The 21,998-nt window shown below is 71.5% G+C and carries 18 protein-coding genes; 7 read left to right on the top strand and 11 right to left on the bottom strand.

Annotated features, from left to right (window positions below):
* Positions 1 to 144 precede the first annotated feature (144 nt).
* On the bottom strand, positions 145 to 2,877 hold the full coding sequence (locus ACFYNO_RS34320) for a PKD domain-containing protein (protein ID WP_388021448.1): 2,733 nt from the start codon (positions 2,875 to 2,877) through the stop codon (positions 145 to 147).
* A 511-nt stretch (positions 2,878 to 3,388) separates the two neighbouring features.
* On the opposite strand from ACFYNO_RS34320, the gene ACFYNO_RS34315 reads away from it, so the two are divergent.
* On the top strand, positions 3,389 to 4,690 hold the full coding sequence (locus ACFYNO_RS34315) for a glycosyltransferase 87 family protein (RefSeq protein WP_388021447.1): 1,302 nt from the start codon (positions 3,389 to 3,391) through the stop codon (positions 4,688 to 4,690).
* A 40-nt stretch (positions 4,691 to 4,730) separates the two neighbouring features.
* Positions 4,731 to 6,356, top strand: a complete 1,626-nt coding sequence (locus ACFYNO_RS34310) for a DUF2079 domain-containing protein (RefSeq protein ID WP_388021446.1) — start codon at positions 4,731 to 4,733, stop codon at positions 6,354 to 6,356.
* Between the two features lie 40 nt (positions 6,357 to 6,396).
* Here the strand turns inward: ACFYNO_RS34310 and ACFYNO_RS34305 are convergent, their stop codons facing one another.
* Positions 6,397 to 7,497 (bottom strand): PP2C family protein-serine/threonine phosphatase, encoded by a 1,101-nt coding sequence (locus ACFYNO_RS34305; RefSeq protein ID WP_388021445.1) that lies wholly within the window; start codon positions 7,495 to 7,497, stop codon positions 6,397 to 6,399.
* Between the two features lie 129 nt (positions 7,498 to 7,626).
* On the opposite strand from ACFYNO_RS34305, the gene ACFYNO_RS34300 reads away from it, so the two are divergent.
* Together ACFYNO_RS34300 and ACFYNO_RS34295 are read left to right on the top strand one after the other, a co-directional pair.
* A complete protein-coding gene (locus ACFYNO_RS34300; protein ID WP_388021444.1) occupies positions 7,627 to 7,986 on the top strand; it encodes an arsenate reductase family protein in 360 nt (119 codons plus the stop codon).
* Entirely contained in the window at positions 7,983 to 8,528 is a 546-nt protein-coding gene (locus ACFYNO_RS34295; protein ID WP_388021443.1) for a DUF1697 domain-containing protein, read from the top strand. The genes ACFYNO_RS34300 and ACFYNO_RS34295 overlap by 4 nt, the downstream gene beginning before the upstream one ends.
* 4 nt (positions 8,529 to 8,532) lie before the next feature.
* Here the strand turns inward: ACFYNO_RS34295 and ACFYNO_RS34290 are convergent, their stop codons facing one another.
* Positions 8,533 to 9,177 carry a TetR/AcrR family transcriptional regulator C-terminal domain-containing protein gene (locus ACFYNO_RS34290; RefSeq protein WP_388021442.1) on the bottom strand — a complete coding sequence of 215 codons (645 nt, stop codon included), beginning with the start codon at positions 9,175 to 9,177 and terminating at the stop codon, positions 8,533 to 8,535.
* Between the two features lie 39 nt (positions 9,178 to 9,216).
* Between ACFYNO_RS34290 and ACFYNO_RS34285 the strand changes: the two genes are divergently transcribed.
* Positions 9,217 to 10,653 (top strand): FAD-dependent monooxygenase, encoded by a 1,437-nt coding sequence (locus ACFYNO_RS34285; protein ID WP_388021441.1) that lies wholly within the window; start codon positions 9,217 to 9,219, stop codon positions 10,651 to 10,653.
* Positions 10,654 to 10,849: 196 nt separating this feature from the next.
* Here the strand turns inward: ACFYNO_RS34285 and ACFYNO_RS34280 are convergent, their stop codons facing one another.
* The 8 genes from ACFYNO_RS34280 to ACFYNO_RS34245 all read right to left on the bottom strand — a co-directional run bounded on the left by ACFYNO_RS34280 (position 10,850) and on the right by ACFYNO_RS34245 (position 19,822).
* Positions 10,850 to 12,097, bottom strand: coding sequence for a transglycosylase family protein (locus ACFYNO_RS34280; protein ID WP_388021440.1), 1,248 nt, complete (start codon positions 12,095 to 12,097; stop codon positions 10,850 to 10,852).
* A gap of 90 nt (positions 12,098 to 12,187) precedes the next feature.
* On the bottom strand, positions 12,188 to 13,708 hold the full coding sequence (locus tag ACFYNO_RS34275; protein ID WP_388021439.1) for a CHAP domain-containing protein: 1,521 nt from the start codon (positions 13,706 to 13,708) through the stop codon (positions 12,188 to 12,190).
* A 105-nt stretch (positions 13,709 to 13,813) separates the two neighbouring features.
* Positions 13,814 to 15,061 (bottom strand): transglycosylase family protein, encoded by a 1,248-nt coding sequence (locus ACFYNO_RS34270; protein WP_388021438.1) that lies wholly within the window; start codon positions 15,059 to 15,061, stop codon positions 13,814 to 13,816.
* A gap of 35 nt (positions 15,062 to 15,096) precedes the next feature.
* Positions 15,097 to 16,680, bottom strand: a complete 1,584-nt coding sequence (locus tag ACFYNO_RS34265) for a GDSL-type esterase/lipase family protein (protein ID WP_388021437.1) — start codon at positions 16,678 to 16,680, stop codon at positions 15,097 to 15,099.
* Between the two features lie 94 nt (positions 16,681 to 16,774).
* Entirely contained in the window at positions 16,775 to 18,262 is a 1,488-nt protein-coding gene (locus tag ACFYNO_RS34260) for a CHAP domain-containing protein (protein ID WP_388021436.1), read from the bottom strand.
* A 70-nt stretch (positions 18,263 to 18,332) separates the two neighbouring features.
* Positions 18,333 to 19,202, bottom strand: a complete 870-nt coding sequence (locus ACFYNO_RS34255; protein ID WP_388021435.1) for a hypothetical protein — start codon at positions 19,200 to 19,202, stop codon at positions 18,333 to 18,335.
* Between the two features lie 149 nt (positions 19,203 to 19,351).
* On the bottom strand, positions 19,352 to 19,669 hold the full coding sequence (locus tag ACFYNO_RS34250) for a hypothetical protein (RefSeq protein ID WP_388021434.1): 318 nt from the start codon (positions 19,667 to 19,669) through the stop codon (positions 19,352 to 19,354).
* Between the two features lie 6 nt (positions 19,670 to 19,675).
* Positions 19,676 to 19,822, bottom strand: a complete 147-nt coding sequence (locus tag ACFYNO_RS34245; RefSeq protein WP_388021433.1) for a hypothetical protein — start codon at positions 19,820 to 19,822, stop codon at positions 19,676 to 19,678.
* 386 nt (positions 19,823 to 20,208) lie between these two features.
* Between ACFYNO_RS34245 and ACFYNO_RS34240 the strand changes: the two genes are divergently transcribed.
* Complete coding sequence (locus ACFYNO_RS34240) at positions 20,209 to 21,180, top strand: LuxR C-terminal-related transcriptional regulator (RefSeq protein WP_388021432.1); 972 nt, start codon at positions 20,209 to 20,211, stop codon at positions 21,178 to 21,180.
* Positions 21,181 to 21,651: 471 nt separating this feature from the next.
* Positions 21,652 to 21,984, top strand: coding sequence for a DUF4253 domain-containing protein (locus tag ACFYNO_RS34235; RefSeq protein WP_388021431.1), 333 nt, complete (start codon positions 21,652 to 21,654; stop codon positions 21,982 to 21,984).
* Positions 21,985 to 21,998: the final 14 nt, after the last annotated feature.

Below are 21,998 nucleotides of genomic sequence, written 5' to 3'. Positions count from 1 at the left end.
GCCGGTGTCCCCCCTGCCACCCCCCGCCGGTGTGCCCCCCCCCCCCCCGCCCGCCCCCTTGTTCCCCCCCCCCCCCCCCCGGGGGGGGCGCGGGGGGGGGGGGGGGGCCCCCCGGGGGGCCCCCCCCCGGCAACGGGGGTCGGGTCAGCTGACGTTCAGCGCGGTGTCGTCGAGCACGAACGAGGTCTGGTACTCGTAGTCCTCGGCGCCGGTGAACTTCAGCGTCACCTGCTGGCCCGCGTACTGCGCGAGGTTGAAGGTGTGCTGCACGTACCCGGTGGAGTGGTTGAGGTTGGAGTAGGTGGCGAGGGTGGAGAGCACGGTGCCGGAGCTGTTCAGCACCTGCACCTTGAGGGTGTCGTAGGCGTTGGTGGTGGTGGTCTCCGCCGTGTCGACGTGCAGCTGGAAGCTGAACGCGTAGTTGGTGCACCCGGTCGGCAGGGTGACGCCCTGGGAGAGCGTGTCGGTGGTGGCCTTGCCCCAGCCGTCCAGCCAGGCGTCGTAGCTGCCGGCGTGCGGCGGCTCCGAGGTGGAGCTGTTGATCACCTGGAGCGGGCTGTGGGTCGAGGTGACGCTCCACGGCGCGGGGTTGGAGCTGCCGTTCTCGAAGCCCGGGTTGCCGAGCAGTTGCCGCGCCTGGCAGCTGGTGCCGGTCGGGGTGGCCGAGGCCTCGGCGCTCTTCGCGCCCTCGCCCACGCCGTTCACCGCGCTGACCTTGTAGTAGTAGGTCTGGCCCGCCGTCAGCCCGGTGTCGGTGCAGGAGGTCACGGCGCCCAGCCCGCTGCAGCCGCCGCCGGTCAGCAGCGTCTCGCTGCCGCTGGTGGTGCCGCGGTAGACCTTGTAGGAGGTGACGTTCTCGCCGCCGGTGTTGGCGGGCGGCGTCCAGCTGAGCCCGACCTGCCCGGTCCCGGCGGTGCCGGTCAGGCCGGTGGGCGCGCCCGGTACCGTCGCCGCGATCGGGTCGGCGGTGATGCTCACCGTCGAGGTGGCGGTGTGGGCGGCGCTGTCGGTGACGGTCAGTGTCGCCGTGTAGGTGCCCGCGGTGCCGTAGCTGTGGCTCGGGTTCTGGGCCGTGCTGCTCGTCCCGTCACCGAAGTTCCAGCTGTACGTGTAGCCGGGGGTGCCGCCGGTGCCGGTGCCGGTGAAGGCGACGTTCAGCGGCACCTGCCCGGAGGTCGGGGTGGCCGAGGCGCTGGCCGCCAGCGGGTTGCCGACGGCGTTGACGGTGGTGGTCACCTGCGAGGTGGCGGTGTGCGAGGCGCTGTCGGTGACGGTCAGCGTCGCCGTGTAGGTGCCCGCGGCGGTGTAGGTGTGGCTCGGGTTCTGGGCCGTGCTGGTGCCCCCGTCACCGAAGTTCCAGCTGTACGTGTACGGGGCCGTGCCGCCGGTGGCCGCACCGGTGAAGTTCTCCGCCAGCGGCGCGTTGCCGGTGCTCGCCGAGCCGGTGGCGCTCGCCGAGAGCGGGGTCGCGCCCTGCACCCAGAAGTCCTCCAGCGGGTCGCCGAGGGCGGACTGGTCGGCGGTGGTCATCGGGAAGGTGGAGGCGCCCAGGTTGTCGTTCGGGTCGATGACGCCGGAGTGCACGTTCTCCATCGTGCGCTCCATCGCCGCCAGCACGTTGGCCGTGTTGTAGGCGACGTGCGAGACGTAGTGCTGCTTGACGTAGGCCGGGTTGCCGATCACCAGCAGCGGCACCCGGTAGGTGTTGCTGACGTGGTCGGAGCCGTTGCTGCCGTTCTGGGTGTCGTCCTCGGTGACGACGATCAGGGTGTTGTCCTTGTACGTCGGGTTCGTCATGATCGAGTTGACGATGTTGTTCGTCGCGGTGTCGTTCCCGGGGACGTCCTGGTAGGTGCCCGGGTGGTCGTTGAACAGCTCGACGTAGTTGTAGGCCGGCATCCCGTTGGTGTTGATGAAGTTCAGGTAGTCGCCGGCGATGGTGCTGTCCGGGAGGCTCTGGTTCAGGCAGGTGTACTCGTTGGTGTGCAGTTCCTCCGGGATGTTGGTGCCCGGGCGGTTCGGCGGGAGGACCTCGGTCTTGCCGTCGGCCGGGTTCTTCCAGTAGCCGCTGCCGCTGTTGAGCATCCAGTAGATGTCACCGTTGATGATCATCGAGTACGGGCTGCTGCCGCTGCTGCTGCCGGAGGGCGTGGTGCAGGCGTTGGTGCCCTCGTCGGTCGGGCCGGCGTCGCTCTGCAGGAACCGGTCGAACTGGGTGCCGTTCGCCGGGTAGGACTGCTGCTGGCTGCTGGACGAGGACTGGCCGGAGAACAGGAACCAGTGGTTGGGGCCGGAGGGCGGCTGGACGCCGGTGCTGTACGAGTCGGACAGCGAGTAGGTCTTGGCCAGCGAGTGCAGGTTGGGCACCGAGCCGATGTGGTTGGTGCTCTGCACCTGGCCGTTGCAGCCCGCGGCGATGGTGGTCGCGCAGTCGCCCAGGTAGTCGTCGAAGGTGTGGTTCTCCCGGTAGATGATCACGAAGTGCTGGAACGGCGGGAAGTACGGCGCCGTCGGGTTCACCGCCGCGGTGGGCTGGGCGGTGAGGGCCTGCTTGCCGTCGGCTCCGGCCTGCATGACGGTCTTGTCGGTGATGTCGAAGTTCTTCGGCTGCGGGAACTTGGTGAACTCCACGCCGGGGGCCGCGAAGGTCGCGCCGGAGCAGTCGAAGTCGTCCGGCTTGTAGGTCATCGGCCGCTGGCCGACCGGAAGGTTCTTCGCGTTGGCCGAGGTGGTCGCCGGGTTGTAGCCCTTCAGCGTGCAGGACCCGACGCCGGTCTTGGGGTGGCCGGCCCCCTGGGCGGTGGCCAGCGAGGCCCCACCCAGGGCCACGGCGGCGAGCAGGGCCACACTCGCCGTTCTCTTCTTCCACTTCCTCATCTTTACATCTCCGCTCGATGACGGTGCATGGTCAGACGACTGCCGCCCGTATGGTTGCGGCGATACTGAAGTGGGGCAAGTAGATGCGCGTAGATTTTTGCCGAACCGGGGTCTTTTTCGTCCCGCATTCGCCGGCTGTTGCCCAGGGGTTCGGCGCTCCATGGGGCCGCACCCGGAATCCTCACCGACACCCCGGAGCGCACTGACACACCGTCAGCCGCAGCGCAACGTGAGCAACGCCTCACCGGAGGTCCGCGGGCCCGCCCCGGGCGGGTCCGGCGGCGGCCCGCCCGCGGGCCCGCCCACAGCGCTGGCTCCGCCGGTCCCAGGGCAGTTGGCCCCTCTCACGCGTCCTTCATCTCCGTACGGTTCGGGTATCCAACTCGAACTGCCGCACGGGTCCTTCGGACACCGGCTTCACAGTCAGCGCTCATGCGGGTCGGATATCGTGGCAAGCCTCGTCTGGGCCGAGGGGCGGTCCGGGCCGTCTCTATCAGGGGGTGCCGTCCCGGTGCGGAATGCTGATCGGCCACACTGGGACAGACCGGACGGGGGGCGGGGCGAGCCGGACAGGACCGGCGGCCCGGGCCGGCACTCCGGGGTCGCGGCAGCCGCCTGCACAGCCGCCGTCTCGCTGCTCGCCTTCGCGCTCCGGCGGCACGGGTTCGGCTTCTCCATGGTGGACATGCTGGTCTACCGGGCCGAGGGCGCCGCCGTGGTGCACCACCAGGACCTGTACGCGATGCGCCTGCCGGGCTGGGACCTGGTCGCCACCTACCCGCCGTTCGCGGCGATCCTCTTCGCGCCGAGCGCCTGGTTCGACGTTCCCGTGCTGCGGGTCGTGGTGACCCTGGTCAACCTGGCGCTGCTGGCGCTGACCGTGCACCTCTCGGTGAAGCTGGCCGGCTGGCCGCGCCGCCGCTTCCACCTCGCCGCCGTGCTGCTCGGCACCGGGCTGGGCGTCTGGCTGGAGCCGGTCTGGACCACCTTCCAGTACGGCCAGATCAACCTGGGCATCGCCTGCCTGGTGCTCTGGGACATGACCCGGTCGGACCGCGACCGGTACAAGGGCGTCGGCATCGGACTGGCCACCGCGATCAAGATCACCCCCGGGCTCTTCGTCGTCTACCTGCTGCTCACCCGCCGGCTGCGGGCCGGCGCGGTGGCGGCCGGCACCTTCCTGGCCGCCGGGCTGGTCGGCGCGGTCGCGCTGCCCAGCGGCTCCTGGGGCTTCTGGACGAACTACCTGTGGGACTCCAAGCGGGTCGGGATCGTCGAACTGGTGGACAACCAGTCGGTGCGCGGCGTGGTGACCCGGCTGATGCACACCCCCGGCCACCCCGGCACCATCGCGGTGGCCGCCGCCGGCCTGGCCGGGCTGCTCGGCCTCGGGGCGGCCGTGCTGGCCGGCCGCTCCACCCGGGAGCTGCGCCGGGCGGAGGCCTGGGGCACCGTCGCCACCGCGCTGACCGGCCTGCTGATCTCGCCGATCAGCTGGACCCACCACTGGGTGTGGTGCGTGCCACTGCTGGTGCTGCTGGCCGCCGAGGCGCGCGGCTGGCGGACCCGTACCCTGTTCGGGGTGGTGCTGGCGGTCTTCCTCAGCTACTCCATGTGGCTGGCGCCGAACCAGGACGGCCAGGGCGTGCCCTGGTACTGGCAGCTGCCGACCGCGGGGTACGCGACGGCGGCCGTGGCGGTGCTGCTCCACCTGGGCCTGAAGCTCCGTCAGGCCCACCGCCGCGCGGCCGACGCGGGGGCCGACGCGGACCTGATCCTCCAGCAGGCCGAGCTGGAGTCGATCCACCGCTGACCGACCGACCACCGCAGGACCAGGACCAGGCAGGGATGAGTTGAGCACGCAAGCAGAGCCCCGGCTCGCCACCGACGGCGCACCGGGCACCGAGGGCGCGGTGCTGCGCCGACTGGCCCGGCTGCCCCGCCCGTCCCGGCGGACCCTGCTGCTGACCCTGCTCTGCTTCGCGGTGACCTTCGGCACCGGCATGCGGGCCTGGTCCTCGGTCGGGCTGGGCGGCTTCGACCTGGGCATCTTCGACCAGGGCGTGCGCGGCTACGCGCACTTCGGGCTGCCGGTCTCCACCCTGAAGTGGTACCACCACGAGTTCCCGCCCGGCTTCTCGCTGCTCGGCGACCACTTCTCTCCGGTTCTGGCGCTGCTCTCCCCGCTCTACTGGATCTGGGACGACCCGCGCTCGCTGCTGCTCGGCCAGGCGCTGCTCTTCGCGGCCGGCGTGCCGCTGATCCGGCGGATCGCCCGGCACAGCTTCGCCCACGCCGACCAGCCGCTGCGCGACCGGGCGGCCGACCTGGCCGGCCTGGTCTACGGGCTGGGCTGGCCGCTGCTGGTCGCCTCCCAGGTGGGCTTCCACGAGGTCGGCTTCGCGGTGCCGCTCACCCTGCTGATGCTGGAGCGCGGCCTGCAGCGGCGGTACGGCGCGGTGCTGGTCGCCGCGGTGCTGCTCTGCTGCACCAAGGAGGACCTGGGCCTGTCGGTCAGCGCCTACGGCGCCGTGCTGCTCTGGCGCAACCGGCGCGACCCGCTGCGGCGCCGGGACCGGCTGGTCGGCGCGGTGCTGGCGGTGCTGGGCGTGACGGCCACCGTGGTCGCCGTGCAGTGGGCGATCCCCGCGATGGGCGGTGAGCCGGGCTACTACTGGAACTACCAGACGCTGGGCCCGAACGCCTCCGGCGCGGTGCGCAACGTGCTGCACGACCCCTGGCTGCTGGTGCACGCCTCGACCGACCACGCGCTGAAGCCGCTGCTGGTGCTCTGGCTCTTCGGCACCCTGGCGGCGCTGCCGCTGCGCTCGGCGACGGTCTGGTGCGCGGTGCCGCTGCTGGCCGAGCGACTGCTCTCCACCAACCCGAACCACTGGTCGGTGGCCCGGCACTACGACGCCTTCCTCTGGCCGGTCCTGCTGACCGCCGCGCTGGAGGTGCTGGGCCGGATCCACGCCCGGGGCCGGCAGAAGCGGGCCCGCCGGCTGGGCGTCTCGCTGGCCGCGGTCAGCCTGCTGGCCTCGATCCCGCTGGGCCTGGTGGAGCTGGCGATCCCGTCCAACTGGACGGCGCAGCACGACGAGAAGTCGCTGATCAAGGCCGCCTCGCTGATCCCGGACGGCGCCTGGGTGGAGGCCGACAACCAGATCGCGCCGCGGCTGACCCCGCGCACCCACGTGGTGCTGGTGGACCAGACGCCGCGCGGCTGCGAGTACGTGCTGATCCGCTCGAAGAACCGCTCCTTCCCGTTCGCCAGTCCGCAGGAGCAGGCCGAGCGGGTGCAGCTGCTGCTGGCCAACGGCTACCAGCAGGTCTGGTCGAGCGCGGACGGCGGGGTGCTGCTGCTGCACCGGGTGGGCGACCAGCCGATCCCGGGCGAGCACGTGCCGGGGCCGGGCAGCCGGCCGATCCAGGACGTCGTGCCGGGCGACGTGGGGCACGACCTGTTCAAGGGCTGAGCCTGCGGTCAGTCGGCGGGGGCGAGGGCTGAGCCCGTGGTCAGTCGACGGGGGCGAGGGCGAGCAGCGCCAGGTCGTCGTCGGCCGGGCCGGTGTGGTGGGCCAGGTCCTCGGTGACGAAGGAGACCAGCTGCTCCGGGCTCACTCCGCTGCGGCTGTGGAACCGGGTGGCCAGCCGGGCGGTCAGCGGATAGAACTCGCCCGCGGCGTCCCGGGCCTCGGTGACGCCGTCGGTGTGCAGCAGCAGGGTCTGGCCGGCGGTGAACGGGATGGCGTGCGGCGCCGGCGCGGGCTGGCCGCGCAGGTGGCCGAGGCCGAGCGGCAGGTCCTCGCGGCAGTGCACCGTCCGCACCCGGCCGTCGTCGAGCAGCACCGGGTCCAGGTGGCCGCGGTTGACCACGGTGAGTTCGCCGCTGCCGGGCCGGTGCTCCACCAGCACGGCGGTGACGAACAGCTCCTCGTCGCCGTACTCCTGCGCGCAGCGGCGTACCTGACGGTCCAGCAGGTCGGCCAGGTCGCCGAGTCCGGCCACCTCGTGGGCGGTGGCGCGGAAGGCGCCGAGCAGGTCGGCAACGGTGCGCACGGCCTCCAGGCCCTTGCCGCGCACGTCGCCGAGCAGGGCCCGGGTGCCGAACCGGGTGCCGGTCAGCTCGTAGAGGTCGCCGCCGATCGCCACCTCGGCCTGTGCGGCCTGGTAGCGCACGGCGGTGCGCAGCCCGCCGACCTGCTCCGGCACCGGGTGCAGCACGGTGCGGCGCAGCGCCTCGGCGACGGTGCCGGCCAGCACCAGGTGGCGGGCCTGCCGGGTGCGCTGCAGCGCGAGCATCACACCGGCCAGCGAGGCGAGCGCGGTGGAGAGGTAGACCCAGAGGTGGTGGTGCTCGTAGAGGTGTCCGGCGTGCGCGGCGAGCAGCAGCTGGAGGAGCAGCGCGCCGACGCCGGAGCCGGCGGTGACCCACGGGCCGGCGCCGAAGGCGACCAGCACGGGCAGCGCGGTGAGCAGGAAGCCGGCGGCGGTGGCCTGCGGGAAGACGACCTCGATCACCAGGTCGGTGAGCACCAGCAGCAGCGGCAGGCCGCGCACCCACTGCGGCGGCGCCCCGGCCTCGTCGGTGCGGCGCGCTTCGGCCGTTCCGGACACGGCGGGACCTCCTCCTCTGGGTGTCCCACCATGGTCGCCGAGCCGGGCTCCGGGCACCCGGGGTCCTTGGCCTCCCGCACCGGGGACCAAGGTCCCGTTTCCGGGGGCGGCGGGCCCTAGGCTGGGGCCATGGAGATCTGGATCAACCCGCGCTGTGGCAAGTGCCGGTTCGCGCTGAAGGAGCTGAACGCGGCCGGGCTGGAGTACACCGTCCGCCGCTACCTGGAGGACCCGCCGACCGCGGCCGAGCTGGAGGCGGTGCTCGGGCGGCTGCACCTGGAGCCGTGGGACATCACCCGGCTCGACGAGGCGCCGGCCAAGGAGCTGGGCATGCGCGGCTGGGAGCGCACCGACGCCGAGCGGGCGCGCTGGATCGCGGCGCTGGCCGAGCACCCGATCCTGGTGCAGCGGCCGATCATCACGGCGGACGACGGTCACGCGGTGGTGGCCCGCTCCGAGGAGGCGCTGCGCTCGGTGCTGCCGTCGTGACCTGGGTGGCGCTGCTGCGGGCGGTGAACGTCGGCGGCCGGACGGTCAGGATGGAGCGGCTGCGCGAGCTGTTCGCGGAAGTCGGCCTGACCGACGTCCGCAGCTACATCCAGAGCGGCAACGTCTTCTTCACCGACCCGGCCGGCCTGGACCGCGCCGAGCTGGCCCGGCGGATCGAGGCCCACCTGGGCGAGGCGCTGGGCTGGGAGGTGCCGGTGATGCTGCGCACCGTCGAGGAGCTGGCGGCGGTGCTGGCGGCGGACCCGTTCCGCGGGATCGAGGTGACGCCGGACGTGCGGCTGATGGTGGCCTTCCTCTCCGAGCCGCCGCCGGAGGGCTTGGCACTGCCGGCCCGGAGCACCCGGGGCGATATCGAGGTGATCGCCGTGACGCCCGGCGAGGCCTTCGCGGTCGGGCGGATCATCGGCGGCCGGCCGGTCGGCAGCCAGTGGCCGGGCCTGGGCAAGGCGTGGCCGGGCCAGGCGACGGTGCGGTTCTTCCACACCACGGCCAAGATCCTGGCCGCCGCGCAGAAGGGCTGACCGCTCAGGCGATCCCCGGCACGGTGGCGGCGAGGCCCGCGACCAGGACGGCGATGCCGCGTTCGAAGCGCTCGTCGAAGCCGGTGAAGAGCCCTTCGCCCGCCCGGGCCGCCAGCGGGTACGCCCCGCCGATCCGCTCGGCGCGGGCGGCCGGGTCGTAGCGTGCGTCCACCTCGCCGGGCAGCGGGTGGACGCACTGCTCCTCGATCACGAAACCCACCGTGTAGGCGGCCCCGGTGGCGTACGCCTGCACCGCCTCGTCCAGCGGGAAGCCGGCCGCGACCAGCGCCGCGAAGACGCGCTCCAGCGTCGCCGCGTGCTCGCTGCCCTGCAGCTGGGTACCGCTGAACACCTTGGCGCCGTCGCGGTAGCGCAGCAGCACCCGCCGCTGGTTGCGACAGGACCCGGCGACCCACTCCCGCCAGCCCGCCTCCGGCGCGGGCCACGGCTCCGCGCTCATCTCCTGGAACAGCTGGGTGGCCATCGCGTCCAGCAGCGCCTGCTTGGAGCCGAAGTGCCAGTACAGCGCCGGGGCCTGGACCTTGAGCTCGGTGGCGATCCGACGCAGCGTCAGGCCCTCCAGGCCGGTCTCGTTGAGCAGGCGCAGGGCGGTTCGGACGACCTCGGCGGGGTCGAGTTTGGGAGGCACGCTTGACAGTTTAACAGCGTTAAGCGCAGACTCCGGGACATGGAACTTAACAGCGTTAAATCAGCTGCCTCCGCCGTCGACGTGCTGATCATCGGCGCGGGCGCCACCGGTCTCACCCTGGCCTGCGACCTCGCCCGCCGGGGCGTCCGCGCCCTGCTGGTCGAGCGGCTGCCCGAGCTCTTCCCGGGCTCCCGTGGCAAGGGCATCCAGCCGCGCACCCAGGAGGTCTTCGACGACCTCGGCGCGATCGACGGACTGCGCGCGGCCGGTGCCGCCTACCCGCGGATGCTCAACTGGACGGCGGACGGGCCCGGCGAGCCCTGGGACCTGGTCGCACCGTTCGACCCGGGGATCGGCGCGCCCTACCCGGTGCCGTGGCTGGTCCCGCAGTACCGCACCCTGCGGGTGCTCCACCAGCGGCTGCTCGAACTCGGCGGCGAGGTCGAGTTCGGTACGTCCTTCCTGGAGTTGACGCAGGACCAGGACTCGCTGAGCGCCGTGCTGCGGGCCGCCGGCGGCACCGTCCGCACCGTCCGCGCCCGCTACCTGGTGGCAGCCGACGGCGGCCGCAGCGCGGTGCGCGCGGCGGTCGGGGTGGCGCTCTCCGGCGAGCGGCTGGACTCCCCGCCGATGCTGGTCGCCGACGTCGAGGTGGCGGGCCTGGACCGCGAGCACTGGCATATCTGGCCGCAGGCCCCGGGCGGGCGGCTGGCGCTCTGCCCGCTGCCGCACTCCACCTTCTTCCAACTGGTGGCCGACCTGCCGCCGGACGCCACCGAGCCCACCGACGAGCAGGTGCGCGAGCTCGTCGCCGCTCGTACTCCGTACCCGGCGACCACGGTCGGCGCGATCCGCTGGCGCTCCCACTACCGCGCCAGCGCCGCCCTCGCCGACCGCTACCGGGTCGGCCGGGTCCTGCTCGCCGGCGACGCGGCCCACATCCACTCCCCCGCCGGCGGCCAGGGCCTCAACACCGGCGTGCAGGACGCCTACAACCTCGGCTGGAAGCTCGGCCGGGTGCTGCGCTCGGGCGCCCCCGACGCCCTGCTGGACACCTACGAGGAGGAGCGCCGCCCGGTCGCGGCGGACGTGCTCGGCCTGAGCAGCCTGCTGCACCGCAATGCCCTGGGAATCCAACGCGGCCGGGACACCGCCCAGTTGGACGTCGGCTACCCCGACAGCCCGCTCAGCGCGGAGCTCCGCGGCGCCCCCGCCCCGGATGCCCTGCTCGCCGGCGACCGGCTCCCCGACCTGCCCCTGCCGGACGGCGCCCGCCTCTTCGACCTGCTGCGCGGCCCGGAGTTCGCGGTCCTCGCGGTGGAGCGGCCGGCACCGGGCCTCGACGCGCACCACCTCCCGCCGCTGCCGGGGCTCCCGGCGGGCGTGTACGTCGTCCGCCCGGACGGCTACCTGGGGTTGGCCGCGGAGGAGGCCGGGGAGGTCGCGAAGTACCTGGCGCAGTTCGGCGAGGGCTGACCCGCTGCTGGGGACGGGGTGGCGGGACACGCGGTGTCCGCCGGCTTCGAGTGCTTTCGCGACCCGTCGTGCCAGGAGAGCGGGAAGCAGAGCACGACGGTGGCCTCCAACGCCTCGGCCTGCGCCGCCCGGTCCGGCACAGCGCGGCGGACCGCCCACGTCGTGGGCGGCCCGCCGCGCTGTGCCGGTCTGTGCGTCAGATGTTGTACCAGCCGGACCACTGGCCGGCGGTGAAGTCGCCGTTGACGCCGTGGACGTTGCCGTCGGTGGCGGAGATGGTCACGTGCACGCCGTTGCCGGAGGGGACGGCGGTGACCTGCTGCACGCCCGAGCCGCCCGGGACATCGCTGAAGCCCGACCAGGTGCCGGCGGAGTAGTCGCCGCTGTCCAGGTGCAGGTTGCCGTTGCTGTCCGCGGCGAACAGGCGCACGGTGGAGCCGGTCTGCGCGGCGGCGATCTGCTTCACCCCGGTGCCACCCGCGATGTCGTACCAGCCGGACCAGGCCCCGGCACTGAAGTCGCCGTTGTCACCGTGCACGTTGCCGTTGGTGTCCAGCGCGAACAGGTGCACGCTGTTGCCGTCCGGCACGGCGGCGATCTGCTGGATGCCCGTGGCGCCCGCGATGTCGTTCCAGCCGGACCAGCTGCCGGCCACGAAGTCGCCGTTGTCGATGTGCACGTTCCCGTTGGCGTCCAGACCGAACAGGTGGACCGTGCCGCCGATCTGAGCTGCCGTCACCTGCTTGATGCCCGAGGCGCCGGGAACGTCCGACCAGCCGGACCAGGCGTGCGAGTCCCAGTTGCCGGTGTCGATGTGCACGTTGCCGTTGTTGTCCACCGCGAACAGGTGCGCGCTGTTCAGGTCCGGCACGGCCGCGATCTGCTTGATGTTGGTGCCGCCGGCGATGTTGTTCCAGCCGGTCCAGGTGCTCGCGCTGAAGTCACCGTCGTTGATCTGGATCTGGCCAGAAGTGTTGATCTTGAAGGCGTGCTCCACCGAGCCGATCTGCGCGGCGGCCACCGGGAGCGACGGGGGCGGCGGGGTGGTGGGCGTGGGGGTCGGAGTGGGGGTGGGGGTGGGGTAGGGGTTGATGCCGTCGTTGGTCAGGCCGGCCTTGGGCCCGCAGACCGGCCAGGCGCCGGGGCCCTGGGAGGCGAGGACCTTCTCGGCGATCAGGATCTGCTGCTGTTCGGTGGCCTGGTTGGGGTAGGCGGCGTACTGCTGGCCGCCGAACGACTGCCAGGTGCTCAGCGAGAACTGCAGGCCGCCGTAGTAGCCGTTGCCGGTGTTGATGCTCCAGTTGCCGGAGCTCTCGCAGTTGGCGACCTTCTCCCAGGTGGCGACGGTGGCGGCGCTGGCGGGGCCGGCGGACAGGGCGGCGGCCGAGCAGGCGAGCGCGGCGGTGGCGGCGACGGCGACGGCGGACTTCTTCCAAGCGGACATGGACCTGCTGCTCCTCGGTATCGGTTTGGTGGTGGGGGCGGGCCGCCCGTGGTGGGCGGCCCGACCCGGTGGCGCCATGTGCTCGGAAGGTCAGATGTTGTACCAGCCGGACCAGGTACCGGCCGTGAAGTCGCCGTTGATGCCGTGGATGTTGCCGTCGGTGGCGGAGATGGTCACGTGCACGCTGTTGCCGGAGGGGACGGCGGTGACCTGCTGGATGCCCATGCCGCCCGGCACGTCGCTCCAGCCCGACCAGGTGCCGGCGGAGTAGTCGCCGCTGTCCAGGTGCAGGTTGCCGTTGTTGTCCACCACGAACAGGCGGGCGGTCGAACCGGTCTGCGCGGCGGAGATCTGCTTCACACCGTTCCCACCGGCGATGTCGTACCAGCCGGACCAGGTGCCGGCGGTGAAGTCGCCGTTGTCACCGTGCACGTTGCCGTTGGTGTCCAGCGCGAACAGGTGCACGCTGTTGCCGTCCGGCACGGCGGCGATCTGCTGGATGCCGGTGGCACCGGGGACGTCGTTCCAGCCGGACCAGGTGCCGGCCACGAAGTCGCCGTTGTCGATGTGCACGTTCCCGTTGGTGTCCACACCGAACAGGTGGACCGTGCCACCGATCTGAGCCGCCGTCACCTGCTTGATGCCCGAGGCACCCGGCACGTCCGACCAGCCCGACCAGGCGTGCGAGTCCCAGTTGCCCGTGTCGATGTGCACGTTGCCGTTGGTGTCCACCGCGAACAGGTGCGCGCTGTTCAGGTCCGGCACAGCCGCGATCTGCGCCACGCCCGCGCCGCCGGCGATGTTGTTCCAGCCGTTCCAGGTCCCGGCGTTGAAGTCACCGTCGTCGATCTGGACCTGGCCCGAGGAGTTGATCTGGAAGGCGTGCTCCACCGAGCCGATCTGCACGGCTGCCACCGGAAGCGAGGGCGGCGGCGGAGTGGTGGGGGTCGGCGTCGGGGTCGGGGTCGGGGTCGAGCTGCCGTAGCCGCTCGGAGTGACGTACGCGGTGACGGTCATGCCCACCGCGCTCTGGTAACTGCCCGCCGGAACCTGGGAGGCGGCGATGCTGACGTTGACCACGCGGGAGGTCTCCGCGAAGTAGGCCTCGCCGTTCTTGCTGGTGCCGTGGAAGTCCCCATTGGTCGTCTGGATCGAGCCGTCGCCGTTGACGGCCGTGACGATGCCGACGTGGCTGCTGCCGTAGACGATGGCATCGCCGAGCTGCGGCACGTAGCTGCTGCTCCTGTGCACGGTGCTGCCGTTGGATGAGGCGGCGCTGACGAACGAGGCGGCCGCGGCGTTGATCCCGGTGGTGTTGAGACCGCTGTTCTGCCAGACCCACTTGGCGAAGTCCGCGCACCAGTACTCGGGCACCCCGTTCCAGCCCACGCAGCTGCCGTTGAAGGCGGACCCTCCGAGGCTGTTGTTCGAGGAGTTCACGGTCGAGCAGGAACCGGCGCCCTTGCCGACGTTGGCCAGGGCCAGATTGGCGACATCGCTGGGAGCGGCGGCGGATGCTGCGGTCGAACCGGCAGCGAGCGCGACGGCCGGGGTGAGGATCGCGCCGGCGGCGAGCAGACCGAGGGAGCGACGGAGCGTGTGACGGGACATGGCGAAGCCTCCGATGGCGTGGAAGGAGAAGAGGGGCACTGCGAAGTCATGGGCGCTGTCGCATACGGGACAGCGGGAGCGAGCCGGCTGTGGCTCGGCGGCCGATCAGAGGCTGTACCAGTTGGTCCAGGTGCTGGTGCTGTAGTTGGCGTCCTCGCTGTGGGTGAGGCCGTCGGTGGTGTGGGCGTACAGGTGCACGGTCTGGCCGTCTCCCAGGGCGTTGAGCTGGTCGACCAGGCTGCCGGACTGGGTGGCCCAACCGCTCCACTGGCCATTGCCGGTGGAGTCCACGCTGTGGAACGAGCCGTCGGTGGTACCGGCGTACAGATGGACCGTGGTACCGGTGGTCGCCGCCGCGAGAGTCGAGATCTGGCTGCCGCCCACGTTGTTCCAACCCGACCAGGTACCCGCGTCGTAGTTGCCGTCGTTCTCGTGCAGCAGACCGTCCCCGGTCACCGCGAACAACCGGACGGTGTCCCCCACCGCGGTCCCGACCAGCTGCTTCACACCGCCCCCGGTCAGGTCGTACCAACCAGTGCTCAACGTGTCCGTCGCCGGGTCCAGATCCGCACTGCGCGGAGACCCGTTGGCATCGTTGAGCGTCGCGTACAACCGCACCTTGCCCGCCACCGTCACGGCACTCAACTGCGCCACATTGCTACCGGGCACCACATGCCAACCACCCCAGGTGGCCGTGGTGTAGTCACCGACCGTCTCACGCAGCGTCCCGTCACTCATCACCGCGAACAGGTGCACGGTGTTACCCACAGCCGCAGCGCTCAGGCCGACCACCCCGCTACCGTCCAACGGCACCCACCCACGCCACCCACCACTCGGGTAGTAGCCGTCATTCATCCGGATATGCCCGTCCGACGTCACCTGGAAGATGTGCGCGGTGCCGTTGATCACCACCGACGCCACCTGCCCGTTCGCCACACTCGGCGTCGCGACGGGGGTCGAAGTCGGCGCGGGCGTCGAGCTCGGGTAGGGGTTGACGCCGTCGTTGGTCAGGCCGGCCTTCGGGCCGCAGACCGGCCAGGCGCCCGGGCCCTGCATGGCGAGGACCTTCTCCGCCACCAGGATCTGCTGCTGTTCGGTGGCCTGGTTGGGGTAGGCGGCGTACTGCAGACCGCCGTAGCCCTTCCAGGTGCTCAGCGAGAACTGCAGACCGCCGTAGTAGCCGTTGCCGGTGTCGATGCTCCAGTTACCCGTACTCTCGCACTGGGCCACCGACTCCCAGGTGCTGACGGAAGCCGCCTGGGCGGAGCCGGTCAGGGCTGTGGAGCAGGCGACGGCGGCGAGGGAGGCGCCGGCGACAGCGGTGAGCAGCTTGTTCCGGTACTTCTTGGGCATGGCGAAAGTCCTTGTCCGGGAGGGAAGTCGGGGGGTCACAGCGAGTACCAGCCGTTCCAGGTGAACTGGCCGTAGTCGGCGTCCTCGCTGTGCGTCATGCCGTCCGTGGTGGAGGCGAGGAGGTGCACGTACTGCCGGTCGGCGGAGGCGGCGAGGTGGGCGACCAGGCTGCCTGACTGGTTGGACCAACCGCCCCACTGGGCGGTGGCGCTGGAGTAGTCGCCGTCGGCGCTGTGGAACAGGCCGTCCTGGGTACCGGCGTACAGGTGCACGGTGGTACCGATGGCGGCGGCCGCCAGCGAGCTGACCTGGCTGCCGCCCAGGTCGTTCCAGCCGGTCCAGGTCCCGGCGGTGTAGTTGCCGTCGTCGCTGTGCAGCAGGCCGTCCTGGGTCACCGCGTACAGGTGCACGGTGTTGCCCGTGGTGGCCGCGACCATCTCGGAGATCTGGGTGCCGCCGAGGTCGCGCCAGTCGGTCCAGGCGTTGCTGTCGTAGTTCTGGTCGGCGGTGCGCGGCACGCCGTTCTGCCGCAGCACGGCGTACAGGTGGACGGTGTCCCCGGTGGCCGCGGCGGTGAGGCTCTCGATCTGGCTGCCCGGCAGGTAGCGCCAGCCGTTCCAGCCGCCCCCGGTGGCGTAGTTCCTGTCCGTGGTGTGCAGCATGCCGTCCTGGGTCACGGCGTAGAGGTGCACGGTGCTGCCGGTGGCGACGGCGGTCAGCGACACCACCTGGCTGCCGCCCAGTTGGTTCCAGCCGCTCCAGGTCCTGGCGTCGTAGTCGCCGTCGTTGGTCTGCAACAGGCCGTCGGGGGTGACGCGGTAGACGTGCACGGTGTCGCCGGTCATCGCCGAGGTCAGCAAGGGCCCCTCGGGGAGCGGCGCACCGCCGGTCACCCAGCCCTTGGAGTAGGCCTGGTCGAGCGGAGTGAAGAAGTTCTGCGCCATCCTGGCGTAGCCGAGGTCGTTGGGGTGCAGCCCGTCGGCCATCTCCGGGTTCGGGGCGTTGTACGGCACCAGGGTGGGTGCGTCGACGAAGGTGAAGTGCTTGCCCTGCTGCTGCTCGGTCGAGGCCAGTGCACTCAATTGGTTGTTGTAGGACGCTATCTGGCTTGTCGTCAGCTGGTTGTTCAGGCCGGGCGAGGTCGGCACGATGCCCTGCATGATGACGGTGATGCCGGGCCGGTCGGCGAAGATCTGGTTGATCAGCGCGGTGGCCCGGTCGCCCGCACCGGCCTGCACGCCGTGGTCCAGGTCGTTTGCGCCGATGTGCAGCAGTACGACGTCCGGCCGGTCCATCGCCAGCCAGCGGTCGACGCCGGCCTGGAGCGAGGCGATGCTGTAGCCGCTGTGGCCTTCGTTCTGCGAGTCGCTCATGCTGCCGTCGCGCATGGTGCCGACGAAGTCCACGGTGTAGCGGGACTGTCCGCCGACCAGGTCGGCGAGTGGGCCGCGGTAGCCGTTGCCGGTGGCACTGCCCACGCCCCAGGTGATCGAGTCGCCCAGCGGCATGACCCGGATGACCGGCGTGGTGGCGGCGGTCGCGGACCCGGCGGCCGGTCCGGCGGTGGCACCGATCGCGGCCAGCAGGCAGGTGGCTGCGAGGGTGGCGAGGCGCTTCACTGCTTCTCCTTCAGGGCGTGGCGGGGCCTCGGGACGGCCCGGTCCGGTGGGCCGGGCCGTCCCGATCAGGGCAAGGTGGCAGGACTGAACTGGGTTAGAGGCTGTACCAGTTGGTCCAGGTGCTGGTGCTGTAGTTGGCGTCCTCGCTGTGGGTGAGGCCGTCGGTGGTGTGGGCGTACAGGTGCACGGTCTGGCCGTCTCCCAGGGCGTTGAGCTGGTCGACCAGGCTGCCGGACTGGGTGGCCCAACCGCTCCACTGGCCATTGCCGGTGGAGTCCACGCTGTGGAACGAGCCGTCGGTGGTACCGGCGTACAGATGGACCGTGGTACCGGTGGTCGCCGCCGCGAGAGTCGAGATCTGGCTGCCGCCCACGTTGTTCCAACCCGACCAGGTACCCGCGTCGTAGTTGCCGTCGTTCTCGTGCAGCAGACCGTCCCCGGTCACCGCGAACAACCGGACGGTGTCCCCCACCGCGGTCCCGACCAGCTGCTTCACACCGCCCCCGGTCAGGTCGTACCAACCAGTGCTCAACGTGTCCGTCGCCGGGTCCAGATCCGCACTGCGCGGAGACCCGTTGGCATCGTTGAGCGTCGCGTACAACCGCACCTTGCCCGCCACCGTCACGGCACTCAACTGCGCCACATTGCTACCGGGCACCACATGCCAACCACCCCAGGTGGCCGTGGTGTAGTCACCGACCGTCTCACGCAGCGTCCCGTCACTCATCACCGCGAACAGGTGCACGGTGTTACCCACAGCCGCAGCGCTCAGGCCGACCACCCCGCTACCGTCCAACGGCACCCACCCACGCCACCCACCACTCGGGTAGTAGCCGTCATTCATCCGGATATGCCCGTCCGACGTCACCTGGAAGATGTGCGCGGTGCCGTTGATCACCACCGACGCCACCTGCCCGTTCGCCACACTCGGCGTCGGTGTCGGGGGCGGAGTCGGGGCGGAGTAGCCACTGGGTGTGACGTACGCGGTGATGGTCATGTCCGAACCCACGGCGGTCTGGAGTGTGCCGACCGGGACCTGGGAGGCGGGGATGCTGACGTTGACCACGCGGGACGTCACCGAGAAGTGAGCCTCGCTGATGCCGGATTCGCCGGAGAAGTCTCCGTTGGTCGTCTGGATCGACCCGTCGCTGTTGACGGCCGTGACGATGCCGACGTGGTGGGTGCCGTAGACCGCGGCGTCGCCGAGCTGCGGCACGTAGCTCCTGCTGGTGTGCACGGTGCTGCCGTTGGACGAGGCGGCGCTGACGAAGGAGGCCGCGGCGGCGTCGATCCCGGTGGTGTTGAGGCCGCTGTTCTGCCAGACCCACTTGGCGAAGTCGGCGCACCAGTACTCCGGCACACAGCTGCCGTTGAAGGCGGTGCCGCCGAGGCTGTTGTTCGAGGAGTTCACGGTCGAGCAGGAACCGGCGCCCTTTCCGACGTTGGCCAGGGCCAGGCTGGCGACATCGCTCGGGGTGGCGGCGGACGCCGCGGTGGAGCCGGCGACGAGCGCCAGGACCGGGGTGAGCAGAGCACCGGCAGTGACCAGGCCGAGAGTGCGACGGAGCGTGTGGCGGGACACGGTGAAGCCTCCAGCGGAGAAGAAGGGAAGGTGAGCGAGAAGTCGTGTGCGGCGGCGAAACGGGCGCGGCTCAGCGCGCGGCGAGCCCGACGGGCGTGGAGCTCAGCGCCAGCTCGCGGTGGGCGGCGGTGTCGATGGCGTAGAGCATCGCGAACGCCTTTCCCGTAGCGTTGTGGTCGGTGAGAGCGAGCCGGTAGTGGAAGGTGGCGCTCCCGTGGGCCGGGATCGCCGTCCCGGAGCCGGCGGCGTTGTCAGGGGAATCGCCGTCGCCCTCCGGCATGGTGACGGCGCGCCAGGTTCCGGTGGCGGGGTCGAGTTCCTGGAGCGTGCCGTCGGCGCAGTTGCAGGGGTCGGCGACGACCTGGAAGACCGGGGCGACCGACGGGTAGTCGGTGGCGGTGGGGTTGGTGATGACGGCAGTGAACTCCGTCGGCTGTCCGCTGATCGTCAGGGTGCTCGGGAAGCCGGTCAGGGCGGCGTTGAGGACCTGGGTCTGCGGCTGTCCGGGGACCGGGGGCGGAGGCGGCGCGCTGCTCCGGCCGGGGGCGGCCGGAGCGGACGCCCGCGGTGGCGCGGCGGCCCCGGGAGCGGTGGACTGCGGAGCGCCGGGGCTCGGCGCGGCCGGCGTCGCGGCGACGCCCGCCGGGGCGGAGAGGGTCGGAGCGGAGAGGGTCGGAGCGGCCGGGGCCGGGGCCGAAGGCACGCCGGCCGGGGTGCCCTGCGCGGCGGGCGTGGCGACTGCGGCCTGCGCAGGAGCGCTGCTGCCCGGGGGGCTTGCGTCCGAACTGGCCGTGGCCGTGGCTGCGACCCGGTCCGGCGCCGACGTCCCCGCGGCGACCGCCTGCGGGCCGGTGGCAGCCCCGAGGGTCAGTACGGCGGCGGCCGCGGCGATGGCGGTGGCTGTGGCGGCGGTGACGAGCGTGACCTTCCTGATCAGCACGGAACTCTCCTTCTCGGGCGGCCGAGGTGGGCATGGGTGGTCGGCGTGGGGCTGGGGAACGGCGGCGGCACCGGCTGAGGGCCGCGGAAGACCGTCGGGCGCTTGGCGCCCGGGAGGAGGCGATCCGGCTCCGCCGAGCGGCGAGCGGATCAGCGGATGATCTGCATTCCCGCGCTGGGCACGGGCGGCAGGAAACGGCGCTGCAGGAGCGGAGACGCTTCGTAACTGCGATTCAGGTGGAACCAGACCTGCTTCTCGGACCCGTGCAGGACGCCTGCGGCGTCGTCGACGGTCTGGAGGAAGAACAGCAGGTCGACTCGGTCGTACTCGCTGCGTGCGGAGACGTGGGCGAGCCGGTCAGGCTCGGTGGCGTGCGCCCAGAGCACGGCGGTGATCTCGGCGGACTCCCCCGGGTACTCCGGGAAGCTGCCCGGGCGACGGTCCAGGCTCGTGTAGATGAGGTCCACTCAACCTCAGCCCCACTGGAGGTCAGCGGGAGAGACGACGGCGGAGGCGACCGGCTGCGCCGTGTCGGCGACGGCGGCACCGGAGCCCAGGGCGAAGGTGGAGAGGACGAGGGCGGCGACCGCGGTGGCCTGGGCGAATCGGATGCGGATCATGACGGCTCTCCTGATGGTGGTTGCTATGGGAAGGGGCTGTGCGATCGGATCTGCGTCCCGCGGTTGACGCTGTCTCCGGTTGCCGTCCGGGCTGTTTCCCTGCCGGCGATCACTACTCTTCCGGTCGCCGGTCGTCCCGAGAAGACCTTCCGGCTGTCCCCAATCGGACAGTCCGACTCCAGACATCGCGACGCGTACATGACAACTCTGCCCCGAGATACTCGCGCCGCATGTACGTGGGATGCAAAGGATCCTTGGCATAAAAGACAGAATTCGACCAAATCAACCAAATAGATCTTGAAGCCTCCGGATATCGCTGAGAATATAAACAGACCAGGCGCGACACCGGGGGGGAGTCGCGCCATCAGGAGAATGGGTCCGTCTTGTTGGAATCGCTCGGCCTGAGCACCGTCTCGGTTGCCGTCTACCAGGCCATGCTCGAGTTTCCGAGCTTCGGCGTCGAACAACTCTCAGCTGCAACTCAGTTCACCCCCAGTCAGATTCACGATGGACTGGAGGAACTGGGGCAATTGATGCTGGTCCGGTCCTCCGCCGAGCACCCCGGCCAACTGCGAGCCGTCAGCCCCGACCTCGGCCTGGCCGACCTGCTGGCCCGCCAGGAGGCGGACCTGGCCGCCCGCCAAGCCCGGATCGCCGCCTCGCGCGCGGCCGTGGCCGAGATCGTCGCCCAACGGGCCGACCTCCGCCCGGCCAACGGCGAGCGCCTGCTCGGCATCGACGCCATCCAGGACAGGCTTGAGCAAATGGGACGCGGCGCCCGCACCGAGGTCCTCGGCGTTCACCCCGGCGCCAGCCAGCGTCCCGAGGACCTTGCCGCCGCCCGCATGGCAGACGAACCCGTGCTGGCCCGCGGCGTCGTGATCCGGACACTCCTCCAGGAGGCCACCAGGAACGACCCGCACACCTCCCACCACGCCAACTGGCTGCTCGGCCGGGGCGGGCAGGTCCGTACCGCGCACGTGCTGCCGCAGCGGCTCGTCATCGTCGACCGCGCCCAGGCCTTGGTCCCGATCGACCCCGCCGACAGCCGCAAGGGCGCGCTGCACATCACCGAACCAGGCCTGCTGATCGCCCTGCTCAACCTGTTCGAGCAGACTTGGCAGACCGCGGTACCACTGGGCGCCACCCGACCGGAGGACCCCGAGAGCGGACTCACCGACACCGAGCGCGAACTCCTGCGCCTGCTCGGCAACGGACTCACCGACGACGCGGCCGGTCAGCGGCTCGGCGTCTCCTCGCGCACCATCGGTCGCCACATGGCCTCCATCATGGAGCGCCTCGGTGCCGGCAGCCGCTTCGAGGCCGGCATCAAGGCAGCCCAGAACGGCTGGCTGTAGCGGCGTGCGCCAGAAGCTTGTCGGTGCCACGGCCTAGCCTCCGGCCATGACCTTCGCCCTGTCCGACGGCCTGCCCCCCGGGCGCTTCCTCTCCTGGGAGGGCGTGGAGGCCTGGTTCTCCGACGAACTGCCTGCTGATCTCAGCCCGCTCTGGCTGCGGTTGCTGGCGCAGCGTCCGGTGACGGGGCTCTCCCCGCTGCTCTGCTGGCCCGAGCCGCAGGGGCGGCCGCACGACGTGGCCGAGATCGACCTGCTGGCGGTGCTCGCGGTGGACTTCGAGGAGTACCGCGCCAAGTGGCAGGCGATGTGGGACAACCCCGCGCCGGCGGAGGTGCCGGAGGATGTCGAGCCCTGGCCGCACGACCCCGGGCCGCCGTTCCGGAGCTGGCCGGGCCTGGCGAAGGCATCTGATGGGCCGTCAGGGGCCGACACCTCGCTCCGCGGCCTCCTCGACGAGCTGCCCCGCACCCCGTGCCCCGCACCCCGTGGGACCGACTGGCCCTGGTGCCCGCGCGCCGCAGCGCCGACCTGCCCGCCGTCCTGGGCTGGCGCGGGCAGGCGCCGACCGATCTGCTGCACGCCCAACTGCGCAGCTGGGAGGAGCGGTTCGGGGCGGAGCTGGTGGCACTGCGGGGCGGTGAGCTGCACCTCGCGGTGGCGCGGCCGCCGCAGAGCCCGGAGCAGGCCGAACTGCTGGCGCTGGAGCACCGGCTGTCCACCGCGGACAGTGTCACGCTGGTGCCCTTCCCGGAGTACGCCGCCCAGTTGGTGGGCTGCACGCGCTGGGAGCTCTGCTGGGACTGACCCGCCGGTCCGGG

It is taken from the genome of Kitasatospora sp. NPDC006697 (assembly GCF_042869935.1).
Lineage (GTDB): Bacteria > Actinomycetota > Actinomycetes > Streptomycetales > Streptomycetaceae > Kitasatospora.
The sequence above is the reverse complement of the archived record's forward strand: the minus strand, read 5'-3'. Positions and strand labels throughout refer to the sequence as shown.

Excerpts from the sequence above, each read along its gene's own strand:
- ACFYNO_RS34275 (WP_388021439.1), bottom strand. The coding sequence starts at position 13,708 with ATGTCCCGTCACACGCTCCGTCGCTCCCTCGGTCTGCTCGCCGCCGGC.
- ACFYNO_RS34280 (WP_388021440.1), bottom strand. The coding sequence starts at position 12,097 with ATGTCCGCTTGGAAGAAGTCCGCCGTCGCCGTCGCCGCCACCGCCGCG.
- ACFYNO_RS34285 (WP_388021441.1), top strand. The coding sequence starts at position 9,217 with ATGGAACTTAACAGCGTTAAATCAGCTGCCTCCGCCGTCGACGTGCTG.
- ACFYNO_RS34320 (WP_388021448.1), bottom strand. The coding sequence starts at position 2,877 with ATGAGGAAGTGGAAGAAGAGAACGGCGAGTGTGGCCCTGCTCGCCGCC.
- ACFYNO_RS34245 (WP_388021433.1), bottom strand. The coding sequence starts at position 19,822 with ATGATCCGCATCCGATTCGCCCAGGCCACCGCGGTCGCCGCCCTCGTC.
- ACFYNO_RS34270 (WP_388021438.1), bottom strand. The coding sequence starts at position 15,061 with ATGCCCAAGAAGTACCGGAACAAGCTGCTCACCGCTGTCGCCGGCGCC.
- ACFYNO_RS34300 (WP_388021444.1), top strand. The coding sequence starts at position 7,627 with ATGGAGATCTGGATCAACCCGCGCTGTGGCAAGTGCCGGTTCGCGCTG.